Below are 14,867 nucleotides of genomic sequence, written 5' to 3'. Positions count from 1 at the left end.
CGGAATCATCGGGTGAACCGCAGCGTTCCTGCCGGTCCTGCCACTGTATGCAAGCGTGCGGACCAGCGGTGAAGTTCCCGGCCGCCGTACGCCGAGAGCGAGCACGCGGTTACGGGCGCGCCCGGGGTGAGGGCGTACCCTGCGGGCAGCACCGGACCGGGCGGCCCGTGACGGGTCCTCGTCGGCCGCTGTCAGTACCCCGGTCCACAATGGTCCGCGTCAGATCCCCGTCCACGCTTCAGCAAGGAGCCGGCAGCGATGGCCCGCCGTAGTACGAAGACCCCGCCGCCCGACGACTCGTACGAGGAGAAGATCCTCGACATCGACGTCGTCGACGAGATGCAGGGCTCCTTCCTCGAGTACGCGTACTCGGTGATCTACTCCCGCGCTCTGCCGGACGCCCGCGACGGCCTGAAGCCGGTGCACCGCCGCATCGTCTACCAGATGAACGAGATGGGCCTGCGTCCCGACCGCGGCTATGTGAAGTGCGCCCGCGTCGTCGGCGAGGTGATGGGCAAGCTGCACCCGCACGGCGACACGTCGATCTACGACGCCCTGGTGCGCATGGCCCAGCCGTTCTCCATGCGCGTGCCGCTCGTCGACGGCCACGGCAACTTCGGTTCGCTGGGCAACGACGACCCGCCGGCGGCCATGCGGTACACCGAGTGCCGGATGGCCGAGGCGACGAGCCTGATGACGGAGTCCATCGACGAGGACACCGTCGACTTCGCCCCCAACTACGACGGCCAGGAGCAGGAGCCGGTGGCCCTGCCCGCCGCCTTCCCGAACCTGCTGGTCAACGGCGCCTCCGGCATCGCGGTCGGCATGGCCACCAACATGCCGCCGCACAACCTGCGCGAGGTCATCGCCGCCGCCCGGCACCTGATCCGGCATCCGAACGCCGATCTCGACGCCCTGATGAAGCACGTCCCGGGCCCCGACCTGCCCACCGGCGGCCGGATCGTCGGCCTGTCCGGCATCCGGGACGCCTACGAGTCGGGCCGCGGCACCTTCAAGATCCGCGCGACGGTCACCGTGGAGAACGTGACCGCGCGCCGCAAGGGCCTGGTCGTCACCGAGCTCCCGTTCATGGTCGGCCCGGAGAAGGTCATCGCCAAGATCAAGGATCTCGTGGGCGCCAAGAAGCTCCAGGGCATCGCCGACGTCAAGGACCTCACCGACCGCGAGCACGGCCTGCGCCTGGTCATCGAGATCAAGAACGGCTTCGTGCCGGAGGCGGTCCTGGAGCAGCTCTACAAGCTCACGCCGATGGAGGAGTCCTTCGGCATCAACAACGTGGCACTCGTCGACGGCCAGCCGCTCACGCTGGGCCTGAAGGAGCTGCTGGAGGTCTACCTCGACCACCGGTTCGACGTCGTGCGGCGCCGCAGCGAGTTCCGCCGCGGCAAGCGGCGCGACCGCCTGCACCTGGTCGAGGGCCTGCTCACCGCGCTGGTCGACATCGACGAGGTCATCCGCCTCATCCGCTCCAGCGAGAACTCCGCGCAGGCCAAGCAGCGCCTGATCGAGCGGTTCGCGCTGAGCGAGGTCCAGACCCAGTACATCCTGGACACGCCGCTGCGCCGCCTGACCAAGTACGACCGCGTCGAGCTGGAGGCCGAGAAGGACCGGCTCAACGCGGAGATCGAGGAGCTGACCCGGATCCTGGACTCGGACGCGGAGCTGCGCAAGCTGGTCTCCACCGAACTCGCCGCGGTCGCCAAGAAGTTCGGCACCGACCGCCGTACGGTGCTGCTGGAGTCGGCGGGCACTGCGGCGGCCACCGTGCCGCTCCAGGTGGCGGACGACCCGTGCCGGGTGCTGCTGTCCTCGACGGGGCTGCTGGCCCGCACGGCCAACGCGGAGCCCTTCCCGGCGGACGCCGGCGCCCGGCGCGCCAAGCACGACGTGATCGTCTCGGCGGTCCCGGCCACCGCCCGCGGCGAGATCGGTGTCGTCACGTCGGCGGGCCGGCTGCTGCGCCTGAACGTCGTCGACCTCCCCCAGCTCCCGGAGACGGCGGCGGCGCCGAACGTGTCGGGCGGCGCCCCGCTCGCGGAGTTCGTCTCCCTGGAGGACGACGAGGCGGTGGTCTGCCTCACCACGCTCGACGAGTCCTCCCCCGGTCTGGCGCTCGGCACGGAGCAGGGCATCGTCAAGCGGGTGGTGCCCGACTACCCGGCCAACAAGGAGGAGCTGGAGGTCATCACGCTCAAGGAGGGCGACCGGATCGCCGGCGCGGTCGAGCTGCGCACCGGCGAGGAGGACCTCGTCTTCATCACGGACGACGCCCAGCTGCTGCGCTTCCAGGCGTCGCAGGTGCGTCCGCAGGGCCGCCCGGCGGGCGGTGTGGCGGGCATCAAGCTCGCCGAGGGGGCGAAGGTCATCTCCTTCACGGCGGTCGACCCCGCGGCGGACGCGGTGGTCTTCACGGCCGCGGGCTCGCGCGGCACCCTGGACGACTCCGTGCAGACCACGGCCAAGCTGACCCCGTTCGACCAGTTCCCGCGCAAGGGCCGCGCCACGGGCGGCGTGCGCTGCCAGCGGTTCCTGAAGGGCGAGGACTGCCTGTCGCTGGCCTGGGCGGGCGCCACGCCGGCGCTGGCCGCCCAGAAGAACGGCTCCCCGGCCGAACTGCCGGAGATCGACCCGCGCCGCGACGGTTCGGGTGTCTCCCTGACGAAGACGGTCGCGGTGGTGGCGGGCCCGGTCTAGGGTCTTTCGTTCGGATCAGGCCGGACCAGGGAGCGGGGTCTGGTGCCGTGCATCGCACGGCGGAGGAGTGCGCCATGGCGGAGCCATGGCAACCGACGACAACGCGGCGAGGCGCGGCACCAGACCCCGCGAGCCCGGTGTGGTCCAAACGCGAGACGCTAGACGGAGGGGTCCTCGACGGAGGGGTCCTCCGGGCCCGCGTCCGCTTCCGGGTCCTGGACGTACCGCAGGACGCCCCACATGCCGTGCTCGTCGGCGTGTGGGGCGTCGCTCTCGCACGCCCGCAGTTCCTTGCCGAGGGTCGGGGTGTCGATGCCGGTGCCGATGAGCACCAGCTGGGTCCGGCGGGGCTCGCCCGGGGGCCAGGGCTCCGGGTAGAAGCGCAGGAAGCGCCCGACGGCGTGGACGGCGTACCGGTTGCGCACGTCGTTGGGGCCGAGGTCGACGTACCCCTTGATCCGGTACAGCCCCTCGGGCCGGCTGTCGAGGAACGCCATCAGCCGGCGCGGGTCGAGCGGGACGCCGGAGACGAAGGACAGGCTGTCGTAGGCGGTGTGCGGATGCCCGGTGTGCTCCTCACCGGTCCCGCTCCCTTCGGCGGAGTGGTCGTGCAGGTCGTCGAAGGACAGCTGCCCGACGCGCTCCTCGCTCGGCCGGCAGTCGAAGAGGAACTGCGGGTCGATCCGGCCGTAGGTGGCCGGGACGACGGCGGCCTGGCCGGTGAGGGAGCGGACGAGGCCGAGCACCCGGTCGCCGCCGGCCGTCCGGTCGAGCTTGTTGACCACGACCAGATCGGCCAGCGCGAGATGCCGGTCGATCTCGGGATGCTTCGCGCGCGTCTGGTCGAACTCGGCGGCGTCGACGACCTCGACCAGCCCCCCGTAGACGACCCTGGGGTGTTCGCTGGCGAGGACCATGCGCACCAGTTCCCGCGGCTCGGCGAGGCCGCTGGCCTCGATGACGATGACGTCGATGCCGGCGGCCGGAGCGGCGAGCCGTTCCAGATAGGTGTCCAGTTCGCTGGTGTCGACCGCGCAGCACAGGCATCCGTTGCCCAGCGAGACGGTGGAGTCGCCGAGCGCGCCGGCCACCGCCATCGCGTCGATCTCGATGGCGCCGAAGTCGTTGACGATGGCACCGATGCGGCTGCCTCCGCTGCGATGGAGGAGATGGTTGAGCAGGGTCGTCTTACCGGAGCCGAGGAATCCGGCGAGGACGACGACCGGGATCTGCGGACTCGGGCTCTGCCCCACGTGTACGACCTCTCTCGCGCCGCCGCGCGCACCGGCACGCGGCGGCGGTGCGGGAACGAAAACGGAATGCCGCCCCAGGATACGAGCGGCGGGAATCGCGCCGGGAAGCCTGCCTGCCGGGGGTCCGCACCCACCGCCGGCCGGTCCGGATCCCCGGCGAGGTTCCTGTGCCCTACGGGCGGCCCGGGGTGCCTGGGGCATGCCTGGACAGGGGCGGGGAACTCCTGTGCCGCAGGGTCACGGCGCCCGGGACGGCCCCCGATGCCACGCCCGGGCGCGGCTGAAAGTCGCCGCCACTGAAGTCAGGTTAGGCTCACCTCTGTGAGTACGTGCTCAACCGTCTCCCGGGACCTTCGGGAACCCCTCGCGGGAACCGCGGCCACCGCGAGAACCTGGCTGCTGGTCGAACAGCCCGGCCCGTGGGGTGCCAAAGCGCTCACCTCCAGCCACCTGGACCCGGCACTCGGCTTCGCTCTGGAGAAGGCCGCCAAGGGCACGGGAGTGCGCATCGCGCTCATCCGCCGCCCCGGCCGCCACGCGGACTGCGGCTCGCCCGCCGAGCGGCGGGTGTACGCGGCGCACACCGTTCCGGGGAATCCCTGGCTGCACACGGCCACGATCACCGACCCGCGCCGGCTGCTCGGCCTCGACTTCGCCGCCCTCGGCCGGGGTGACCACCGCACCTTCGCCGCCACGCTCGACGGCCGCCCCCACAGGGGCGAACCGCTCGCGCTGGTGTGCACCAACGGCAAGCGCGACCGCTGCTGCGCGCTCCTCGGCCGCCCGCTGGCCGCCGAGCTCGCCGCCTCCGGCCTGGAGGGCGTCTGGGAGGTCACCCATCTGGGTGGTCACCGCTTCTCGCCCACGCTGCTGGTACTGCCGTACGGCTACGCGTACGGCCGAGTGGGGGCCCACGCCGTGAAGGAGATCCTGCACGGTGTGCGGGACGGGCGGATCGTCGTGGACGGCTGCCGCGGCAGCTCGGCGTGGGAGCGCCCGGGCCAGGCGGCCGAGCTGGCCGTGCGCGCGATGACGGGCGAACACGCGGCGGACGCGCTGAGCGTCGTACGGACGGACGGCGCCGCCCCGCGCTGGAAGGTGACCGTCGCCCACGCCGACGGGCGGCGCTGGCGGGTCGTCGTGGCGCAGGGCGCCTCCCTGCCGCCCCGCCCGGAGAGCTGCGGAACGCCGGTGCTGGGTTCGCCCGCCCGCATGGAGGTGCTGACGGTTCGCGAGCTGTCGATGGCGGCGGCGCTCGCCGGCTGACCGTGCCGGGGGTGCGCGCGACCCGGACGACCGGGCCCCGGGTGACCGGACCTCGCGGACCGGGTGACCGGGCTTCCCGGGACCGGACGGCCAAGCCCCGCGCAAGCGGACGATCGAACGGCCCGGGACCGGGTGACCGGGGGCCGCGTGGGACCCGGAACCCGAGCCCTCGCGGAGGCGCCCTCGGGCTCGGAGATCCGCGCCACACCCCCTACGGCTCCCCCCGGGCCGCCACGTACCGTCAGGGTATGCGTCCCACTCCCCCCGCACGCCGCCTGCGCCTCGGACTGCCTCGGCGGGTGTTCTCGCAGGTGCTGCTCATGCAGCTGGCGATCGCCGCCGGCGTCGCGGTGCTCGCCACCGGGCTGTTCCTCGCGCCCCTCGGTGACCAGCTGGACGACCAGGCGATGCGCCGGGCGCTCGCGATCGCGCAGACCACGGCACAGCAGCCGCAGATCGCCCGGGATCTGCGCGGCACCCGTCCGTCGCCGGACGGGCCGGTGCAGCGGGAGGCGGAGCGGATCCGGGAGGCCACCGGGGCGGAGTACGTCGTGGTCATGGACGCGCGGGGCGTGCGCTGGTCGCACACCGATCCCCGGCGGGTCGGCGGCGTCGTCTCCACCGACCCGGGCCAGGCCCTGGCCGGGCGGGAGGTCATGGAGATCGACGACGGCACCCTCGGCCGTTCCGCGCGCGGCAAGGTGCCGCTGCGCGACGGCAGCGGTGAGATCGTCGGGGCGGTCTCCGTCGGGATCGCGTACGACAGCGTCCGGGCCCGGCTGGTCCACGCGATCCCGGGGCTGTTCGCCTACGCCGGGGGCGCCCTGGCCGTCGGTGCGCTGGCCGCCTGGCTCATCTCGCGCCGAGTGCAGCGGCAGACCCGTGACCTGGCGTTCTCGGACATCGCGGCACTGCTCGCGGAGCGCGAGGCCATGCTGCACGGCATCCGCGAGGGCGTCGTCGCGCTGGACCGCACCGGCCGTATCCGCCTCCTCAACGACGAGGCGCAGCGCCTGCTCGGCATCGGCGGCGAGGCCGTGGGCCGCTCCCCCGGCGAGGCGCTCGGCGAGGGACGCACGGCCGACGTGCTGGCCGGCCGGGTCACCGGCACCGATCTGCTGACGGTGCGCGGTCAGCGCGTCCTGGTCGCCAACCGGATGCCCACCGGGGACGGCGGCGCCGTCGCCACCCTGCGCGACCGCACCGAACTGGAGCAGCTCGGCCGGGAGCTGGACACCACACGCGGCCTGATCGACGCGCTGCGGGCCCAGGACCACGAGCACGCCAACCGCATGCACACCCTGCTGGGGCTGCTGGAACTGGAGATGTACGACGACGCCGTCGAGTTCGTCGGCGAGGTGGTCGGCGACCACCGGGCCACCGCGGAACAGGTCACCGAGCGGATCCTCGACCCCCTGCTCGCCGCGCTGCTGGTCGGCAAGGCGACCGTGGCGGCGGAGCGCGGCGTCGCCCTGTGGGTCTCGGACCGGACCCGGTTCCCGGACCGCCTGGTCGACGCCAGGGGGCTCGTCACGATCGTGGGCAATCTGGTGGACAACGCGCTCGACGCCGTGGCGGGCGAGCGGCACGCGCGCGTGGAGGTCGAACTGCGCGCGGAGGGACGTACCGCGGTCCTCACGGTGCGCGACACCGGGCCCGGAATCCCGTCGGACCACCGGGAGCTGGTCTTCACGGAGGGGTGGTCCACCAAGGAGCCGCCCGCGCACCGGCAGCGCGGCATCGGGCTGTCCCTGGTGCGCCGGCTGGCCGAACGGCAGGGCGGCAGCGCGGTGGCCGGCGAGGCGCACGGCGGGGGCGCGGAGTTCACGGTCGTCCTGCCGGAAGCCCTGGCCGAGGCGGACCCGGTCCGGGCGCCCGCCCTGACCGCGGCCGCGGGCACCGCCGCCGAGGAGGAGTCACGATGATCGAGGTCCTGGTCGTGGACGACGACACGCGGGTCGCGCGGGTCAACGCCGCCTACGTCGAGAAGGTGCCGGGCTTCCACGTCGCCGGCGAGGCGCACAGCGCGGCGCAGGCGCTGCGCAGCCTGGAGACGCTGCCCCGCCTCGATCTGGTACTCCTGGACCACTACCTGCCCGACCGGACGGGGCTGGCGGTCGTCCAGGAGATGCGCCGGCGGGGCCACCAGGCCGACGTCATCATGGTGACGGCCGCGCGGGACGTGTCGACCGTGCGGGCGGCGATGCGGCACGGCGCGCTGCAATACCTGGTCAAGCCCTTCGCCTTCGCGGGGCTGCGCGCCAAGCTGGAGGCGTACGCGGAGCTGCGCCGCACCCTCGACGGCGGCGGTGAGGCGGAGCAGGCCGAGGTGGACCGGATCTTCGGCGCGCTGTCGGCGCCGTCGGAGCCCGGACTGCCCAAGGGGCACTCCCCCACCACCGCGGAGCTGGTCCGGCAGTCCCTGATGCGGGCCGAGGGCCCCCTGTCGGCCCAGGAGGTCGCCGAGCGGACCGGCGTCAGCCGCCAGACCGCCCAGCGCTACCTGAAGCTTCTGGAACGCACGGGACGGGCCCGGCTGACCCTGAAGTACGGCGAGGCGGGCCGCCCGGAACACCGGTACGTCTGGGCGACGCGCGGCTGAGACCGGGGTCCGCCCCCCTCTCCCCCGGCAGCGTCGCTGCCCGGTCCCGGGGGCCCTACGCGATCGGGGGCAGGGCCCGCCGGACACCACGGGGCGGCGGCGGCAGCCCGGGCCCCACGGCCGGAGCGCGGCCGCCGTGGACCGCCCGGACGGTTCGGGCCGGCCCCGGGACCGTTCCGTCCCGGGGCCGGCCCGAACCGCGCGGTGGGGGCTACGCGTCGATGCGGGAGCGGTCCAGCGTCGCCGCCGAGCTGGAGATGAACTCCTTGCGCGGCGCGACGTCGTTGCCCATGAGCAGGTCGAAGACCTGCTCGGCGGCCTCCAGGTCGGTGAGGTTGATCCGGCGCAGGGTGCGGCGGCGCGGGTCCATGGTCGTCTCGGCCAGCTGGTCGGCGTCCATCTCGCCGAGACCCTTGTACCGCTGGATGGAGTCCTTGTAGCGGACGCCCTTGCTCTGGAACTCCATGAGCTTGTCGCGCAGCTCGCGGTCCGAGTACGTGTAGACGTACTTGTCCTGGCCCTTCTTGGGCTGGACGAGCTCGATGCGGTGCAGCGGCGGCACCGCGGCGAAGACCCGGCCGGCCTCGACCATGGGCCGCATGTAGCGGTGGAACAGGGTCAGGAGCAGGGTGCGGATGTGGGAGCCGTCCACATCGGCGTCGGTCATCATGATGATCTTGCCGTAGCGGGCCGCGTCGATGTCGAAGGTCCGGCCGGACCCGGCTCCTATGACCTGGATGATCGCGCCGCACTCGGCGTTCTTCAGCATGTCCGTGACGGACGACTTCTGGACGTTGAGGATCTTGCCGCGGATCGGCAGCAGCGCCTGGAACTCGGAGTTCCGGGCGAGCTTGGCCGTGCCCAGCGCCGAGTCGCCCTCGACGATGAACAGCTCGCTGCGCTCGACGTCGTCACTGCGGCAGTCGGCGAGCTTGGCCGGCAGCGAGGAGGACTCCAGAGCCGTCTTGCGGCGCTGCGCGTCCTTGTGCTGGCGGGCGGCGATCCGGGTCCGGGCCGCGGCGACGGCCTTCTCCATGACGACGCGGGCCTGCTGGGCGGCGTCCCGCTTGGCGGAGGTCAGGAACGCCTTGAGTTCCTTGGAGACGACGTTGTTCACGATGCGGCGGGCCGCCGAGGTGCCGAGGACCTCCTTGGTCTGGCCCTCGAACTGCGGCTCGGCCAGGCGCACCGTGACGACCGCCGTCAGGCCCTCCAGGGCGTCGTCCTTGACGATGTCGTCCTCGGCGACGCGCAGCAGCTTCTTGGCGCGCAGCACCTCGTTCATCGTCTTGGTGAGGGCCTGCTCGAAACCGGCCACATGGGTGCCGCCCTTGGGGGTGGCGATGATGTTGACGAACGACCTGACCGTGCTGTCGTAGCCGGTCCCCCAGCGCAGCGCCACGTCGACACCGAGCTCACGCGTGACCTCGGTGGGCGTCATCTGGCCGTGGTCGTCCAGGACGGGGACCGTCTCCTTGAACGTGCCCTGCCCGGAGAAGCGGAGGACATCGCAGATCGGCCTGTCACTCGCCAGGAACTCGCAGAACTCGCTGATGCCGCCGTCGAAGCGGAAGGACTCCTCGCCCTTGCTGCCGCCCTCGCCGAGGCCGAACTCGTCGCGGACGACGATGGTGAGGCCGGGCACCAGGAACGCCGTCTGGCGGGCGCGCTGGTGCAGCGTCTCCAGGGAGAGCTTGGCGTCCTTGAGGAAGATCTGGCGGTCGGCCCAGTAGCGCACGCGCGTGCCGGTGCGCGTCTTGGGGATCTTCTTGGCCTTGCGCAGTCCGCTCTTGGCCTCGAACTTCGCGTCGGCCCCGAGGGCGGCGAAGGCGCCGGGGACACCGCGCCGGAAGCTGATGGCGTGGGTGTGGCCGCCGCGGTCCACCTCGACGTCGAGGCGGGCGGACAGGGCGTTGACCACCGAGGCGCCGACGCCGTGCAGACCGCCGGAGGCGGCGTAGGAGCCGCCGCCGAACTTGCCGCCGGCGTGCAGCTTGGTCATGACGACCTCGACGCCGGACAGGCCGGTCTTGGGCTCGACGTCGACCGGGATGCCCCGGCCGTTGTCCCGGACCTCCACCGAGCCGTCGTCGTGCAGGATCACCTCGATGTGGTCGCAGTACCCGCCCAGGGCCTCGTCGACGGAGTTGTCGATGATCTCCCACAGGCAGTGCATCAGACCACGGCTGTCGGTCGAGCCGATGTACATACCGGGGCGCTTGCGCACGGCCTCGAGCCCCTCGAGGACGAGCAGGTGCCGCGCGGTGTAGTTGGAACCGTCCCGGTCTGCTCCTGCCAGCAGCGCTGTGGACGGCACGGACGTCTCGGCGGTCACGCGGTTCGCTCCTCGCTGAATTTCAGATGGGGCCCTTCTGGGTAAGGGCGCGGCGTCAGTCACCGGTGAGAGCGTACCGATGCCTGGTAGAGCCGTTGTAACGCCACCCTCACCGGCAGCTCAGACTAGTCCACGATCGCATGCACGTTCGATCCCTCGTGGGAGTGAAGCACACATCACGTTCCCTTCGAGGCATGAACCATTTAGGCTCCGGGCACGTCCTCATGAACAACCGGCAATCCAGCCGGCGGGACCCGACCCTGACCGACCGCGCGAACCCGTACGACACGACAGACACGCACTACGGCACATTCGCCGCCAACCGGCAGCAGCCAGCCGTCTCGGAAACATTTTTCGAGGAAATGCCACGAGCGGGAACGTTTTGGGGCTGGTTGGATGTTGACCCTGGTACGACAGCTCGTCGAGCTAGAGAAGAGGCGACGTGACTACTGTTCTGACTTCCGCAAGCCCGCTGACGGCCGCTGATCGGTGCGACCGCTGCGGCGCCCAGGCATACCTGCGCGTCGTCCTGCTGAGCGGCGGAGAACTGCTCTTCTGCGCCCACCACGGGCGCAAGTTCGAGCCGGAACTCAAGAAGATCGCCGCTGAGATACAGGACGAGACCGAGCGCCTGACCTCCATCCCGGCATCCGCCTCCGACGAGGAGCGCTGACAACCTCGCGTTAGACGACGAGCCAGCCCGGCACAGGCCGGGGAGACGGGCGGCCGCCTCTGTGCCCCACAGAGGCGGCCGCCCGTGCTCATGGCCCGGCGGACGGGCCGGCTCCCGTCAGGAGCCGCCGCGCCGTCCCGCCGCGGGGGCGTCCCAGCCCAGCGCGCGCAGCACGGCCGACACCCGCGTGTAGACGCCGGGGCTGTCCGAGCGCCCGCATCCGTTCCCCCACGACACGAGCCCGATCAGCTTCCCGCGGGCCACCAGCGGCCCGCCACTGTCCCCCTGGCAGGCGTCCCGGCCACCGGACACCTCCCCGGCGCACATCATGCTGTCGGAACGGTAGGCGCCTTCGGCACTGTCCGGATACGCGCTCCGGCAGGCCGTATCCGGAAGCACGCGCACCTGTGCCGCCCGCAGGCTGTCCGCGTAGTCGCCGGTGCCCGAGGTGTCCCCCCACCCGTAGACGACGGCGTCGGTGCCGGGCTGGTACGCGGCGTCGCCGGCCGGGGCCATCGCCAGGGCCGACCCGGCGGGGAGGGGCTGGGCGAGGGTCAGCACGGCGAAGTCCCCGGCGTTGCTGACGTCGTCGTAGCGGGGATTCACCCACACCTCGCGGACGGCGATCTCGTACCCCCGGGTGGTGCCGAGGTCGGTGCGGCCCGCCACGACCTTCAGGTCCCGCACCTGCGCCACCGACGTCCCCAGGACCTTGCCGCCCAGGCAGTGGGCAGCGGTGAGCACCGTGGTGCGGCCCACGGCCGCTCCCCCGCAGAACTGGCCCGCCCGGGCTCCCCCGAACCGGTCACGGCTGGACAGCGCCACGACCCACGGGCTGTCGGACACATCGACGGGGAAGCCCCCGACGACGACGCCGTCGGCGGCCGCGGAAGCGGCCGATCCCAGCGGCAGGGCGGTCGCTGTGGCGGCCAGGACCAGCGCCCGGGCCAGCGTGCGGGCAACAGGGCGACGCATGCGGTCTCCTCACTCTGGGATAGACATAGAACACCAAGAGTGATCCAATTCGCCGTCTCCCGCATCCGCGGGACGGCCCCGCGCACAGCCCCAGCCTCGCCAGGCCAGCACGAAGGCCCGGTTCCCGCACGGGGAACCGGGCCTCGCCGGTCTCATACGGCGGCCAGGTGACCGCCGAGCGCCAGGTGCCTAGTCGAGGTAGTCGCGCAGCACCTGCGAACGCGACGGGTGACGCAGCTTCGACATGGTCTTGGACTCGATCTGGCGGATGCGCTCACGCGTCACGCCGTACACCTTGCCGATCTCGTCGAGGGTCTTCGGCTGACCGTCGGTGAGACCGAAGCGCATCGAGACGACGCCCGCCTCGCGCTCGGACAGGGTGTCGAGCACCGAGTGCAGCTGCTCCTGGAGCAGGGTGAAGCTGACCGCGTCGGCCGGGACGACCGCCTCGGAGTCCTCGATGAGGTCACCGAACTCGCTGTCACCGTCCTCGCCCAGCGGGGTGTGCAGCGAGATGGGCTCGCGGCCGTACTTCTGGACCTCGATGACCTTCTCCGGGGTCATGTCGAGCTCCTTGGCCAGCTCCTCCGGGGTGGGCTCGCGGCCCAGGTCCTGGAGCATCTGGCGCTGCACGCGCGCGAGCTTGTTGATGACCTCGACCATGTGCACCGGGATACGGATGGTGCGGGCCTGGTCGGCCATCGCGCGGGTGATCGCCTGACGGATCCACCAGGTGGCGTACGTGGAGAACTTGTAGCCCTTGGTGTAGTCGAACTTCTCGACCGCGCGGATCAGACCGAGGTTGCCCTCCTGGATGAGGTCCAGGAAGAGCATGCCGCGGCCGGTGTAGCGCTTGGCCAGCGAGACCACCAGACGGAGGTTGGCCTCCAGGAGGTGGTTCTTGGCACGGCGGCCGTCCTCGGCGATGATCTCCAGCTCGCGCTTGAGCTTCGGCGCCAGCTTGTCGGAGTTGGCCAGCTTGTCCTCGGCGAACAGACCCGCCTCGATGCGCTTGGCGAGCTCGACCTCCTGCTCGGCGTTGAGCAGGGGGACCTTGCCGATCTGCTTGAGGTAGTCCTTGACCGGGTCGGCGGTGGCGCCGGCCGCGGCGACCTGCTGCGCGGGCGCGTCGTCCTCGTCCTCGTCGGACAGGACGAAGCCCGCGTTCTCGGCGCCCTCCGGCTCCTCGGCGACCTTGGTGTCCTCGAGCACCTCGTCGTCGAGCAGCTCGACGTCGTCCTTCTTGGCGGTGGTCTTCTTGGCCACCGCCTTCTTGGCGGCGGTGGTCTTCTTGACCGCGGCCTTCTTGGCGGTGGTCTTCTTGGCTGCCGCCTTCTTCTGCGCCTCCTCACCGGTGGCGGGGTCACCGGCGGGCGCCGCCGGGCTGGCGGTCGCGGTGGCCTTCCGGGTGGTCACCGCCTTGGCCGCCACCGTCTTGGTGGCGGTGCGCTTGGCGGGACTCTTCGCTGCGACGCTCTTGCGGGTGCGCTTGGGCTCTGCGGCACTGACCATCAGCGTCACACCCTCTTCCTCGAGGATCTGATTGAGGCTGCGCAGTACGTTCTTCCACTGAGTGGCCGGAATCTGGTCGGCTTCGAAGGCCCGACGCACGTCATCGCCGGCGATCTGCCCCTCAGCCTTTCCCCGCTCAATGAGCGCCATGACAGAGACGGACTCGGCGATCTCCGGCGGGAGCGTACGGGATGTGCTGGCCGACACGAACAACCTCTCGGAACGTTGGAAAACGGCTTCCGGCCCCGTCCGGGCGGACAGGAGCCGACCGCCGGCCTGGGAATGGGCCGACGGCACGGGCGGGGGCCGGGAGATGCACAGCGCCGTGAACGGCGTCCGTATTCCTCCTCGGCTGTCACCTCTTAGGTCATCGCGTGGGTTCCACGAGCGTTACGCCCATTCCACGTGGCCCGAGTCACACCCCGTAAGCGTTCGAAAGCTGCCAGACACGAACAAATAGGGCATCACAGCGCTGGTCCGCCGCCGGAAACGATCCTCCGCCGCACCAGGCCACCGGGGCCCCGCAGAATCACGGGATTCTGCGGGGCCCAGCGGGCGACGGCGCACCGGCCGGCATCGCCAGAGGAGGGGGCTGGCGTTTCCGGCCGCGCCGCTGCGCGGAACGCGATCAGTGCTCGCGCGGGGCGGGCACCACGCGTTCCACCTCGGGGTGGACCGTGAGCAACTGGCGCATGGCCGCCTCGGCCGCCGCGCCGTCGCCGGCGGCGAGGGCGTCGACGATCCTGCCGTGCTGCGTCACCGACGCCTCGTTCGGCCGGTCACAGCCCGTGACCGGACCGCCGGAGACCTGGAGGGCGGCGGAGACGATTCCGGACAGGTGCTCCAGCATGCGGTTGCCCGCGATCTGGATGAGCAGGGTGTGGAACTCGGCATCGGCGCGGGAGAAGGTGAGCGCGTCACCCTGCCCCATGGCGTGCCCCATGATCCCCACCATGTCGGCCAGGCGCTGCTGGACGTCCTCGCGCCCGTGCCCGGCGGCGAGGCGGGCCGCGAGCGGCTCGATCGTCCAGCGCAGCTCGCTCAGCTCACGGCGCTGGTCGTCGCGCTGCGGCCCGAAGGCCCGCCACTCGATGATGTCCGGGTCGAGCAGATTCCAGTCGCTGACCGGGCGCACACGCGTGCCGACATTCGGGCGGGCGCTGACGAGGCCCTTGGCTTCCAGGACGCGGAGCGACTCACGGACGACGGTGCGGGACACCTCGAAACGCTGGCCGATCTCCTCGGGCACCAGCGGGCGGTCGGCACCCAGATCGCCCGAGACAATCATCTGACCCAGCTGCTGGACCAGTTGCCCGTGCAGTCCGCGCCCGCGGCTGCCCGCGGCGCGCCGGCTCACACGGCCGAGCTCGGGATCCACTCCTTCCCAGGCGGGAGCCCCGACGCGATCGACGGCGGTCGCGTCGGCGTAGGGGTAGCGGTCGAGTTCGCCCGGGCTCGCGAGGCCGGAGTCTGCGGAGCGGGCGGCGGTCATCATGGTGTGCGCAAGGGTACTCACGCATCCTTTGTCGGCGGTGT

At 71.8% G+C, this 14,867-nt stretch carries 10 protein-coding genes; 5 read left to right on the top strand and 5 right to left on the bottom strand.

Annotation, left to right across the window (positions count from 1 at the left end; translation table 11 throughout):
- Positions 1-258: 258 nt before the first annotated feature.
- Entirely contained in the window at positions 259-2,715 is a 2,457-nt protein-coding gene (locus AB0L74_RS19960; protein WP_365653663.1) for a DNA topoisomerase IV subunit A, read from the top strand.
- A gap of 158 nt (positions 2,716-2,873) precedes the next feature.
- Here AB0L74_RS19960 and AB0L74_RS19955 read toward each other — a convergent pair whose 3' ends face one another.
- Positions 2,874-3,968, bottom strand: a complete 1,095-nt coding sequence (locus AB0L74_RS19955) for a GTP-binding protein (protein ID WP_365653660.1) — start codon at positions 3,966-3,968, stop codon at positions 2,874-2,876.
- A gap of 321 nt (positions 3,969-4,289) precedes the next feature.
- Between AB0L74_RS19955 and AB0L74_RS19950 the strand changes: the two genes are divergently transcribed.
- The 3 genes from AB0L74_RS19950 (at position 4,290) to AB0L74_RS19940 (ending at position 7,836) form a co-directional block, all read left to right on the top strand.
- Positions 4,290-5,234: a sucrase ferredoxin gene (locus tag AB0L74_RS19950; RefSeq protein ID WP_365653657.1), complete on the top strand. Its 945-nt coding sequence runs from the start codon at positions 4,290-4,292 to the stop codon at positions 5,232-5,234.
- 248 nt (positions 5,235-5,482) lie between these two features.
- On the top strand, positions 5,483-7,159 hold the full coding sequence (locus AB0L74_RS19945) for a sensor histidine kinase (protein ID WP_365653654.1): 1,677 nt from the start codon (positions 5,483-5,485) through the stop codon (positions 7,157-7,159).
- The gene (locus AB0L74_RS19940) at positions 7,156-7,836 is read left to right on the top strand and encodes a response regulator (RefSeq protein ID WP_365653651.1); all 681 of its coding nucleotides are present in this window, start codon (positions 7,156-7,158) and stop codon (positions 7,834-7,836) included. The genes AB0L74_RS19945 and AB0L74_RS19940 overlap by 4 nt, the downstream gene beginning before the upstream one ends.
- Before the next feature lie 211 nt (positions 7,837-8,047).
- Here the strand turns inward: AB0L74_RS19940 and AB0L74_RS19935 are convergent, their stop codons facing one another.
- Positions 8,048-10,171, bottom strand: a complete 2,124-nt coding sequence (locus tag AB0L74_RS19935) for a DNA topoisomerase IV subunit B (RefSeq protein WP_365653648.1) — start codon at positions 10,169-10,171, stop codon at positions 8,048-8,050.
- A gap of 442 nt (positions 10,172-10,613) precedes the next feature.
- On the opposite strand from AB0L74_RS19935, the gene AB0L74_RS19930 reads away from it, so the two are divergent.
- Positions 10,614-10,844, top strand: a complete 231-nt coding sequence (locus AB0L74_RS19930; RefSeq protein ID WP_365653645.1) for a hypothetical protein — start codon at positions 10,614-10,616, stop codon at positions 10,842-10,844.
- A 117-nt stretch (positions 10,845-10,961) separates the two neighbouring features.
- On the opposite strand, the gene AB0L74_RS19925 is transcribed toward AB0L74_RS19930, so the two are convergent.
- The 3 genes from AB0L74_RS19925 to AB0L74_RS19915 all read right to left on the bottom strand — a co-directional run bounded on the left by AB0L74_RS19925 (position 10,962) and on the right by AB0L74_RS19915 (position 14,847).
- Complete coding sequence (locus AB0L74_RS19925; RefSeq protein ID WP_365653642.1) at positions 10,962-11,819, bottom strand: serine protease; 858 nt, start codon at positions 11,817-11,819, stop codon at positions 10,962-10,964.
- 189 nt (positions 11,820-12,008) lie between these two features.
- Positions 12,009-13,538 (bottom strand): RNA polymerase sigma factor, encoded by a 1,530-nt coding sequence (locus AB0L74_RS19920; protein WP_365653638.1) that lies wholly within the window; start codon positions 13,536-13,538, stop codon positions 12,009-12,011.
- Between the two features lie 421 nt (positions 13,539-13,959).
- Complete coding sequence (locus AB0L74_RS19915) at positions 13,960-14,847, bottom strand: FCD domain-containing protein (protein ID WP_365653635.1); 888 nt, start codon at positions 14,845-14,847, stop codon at positions 13,960-13,962.
- Positions 14,848-14,867: the final 20 nt, after the last annotated feature.

This window comes from Streptomyces sp. NPDC052020 (assembly GCF_040680575.1).
GTDB lineage: Bacteria > Actinomycetota > Actinomycetes > Streptomycetales > Streptomycetaceae > Streptomyces.
This window is presented reverse-complemented; position numbering and strand designations above follow the sequence as displayed.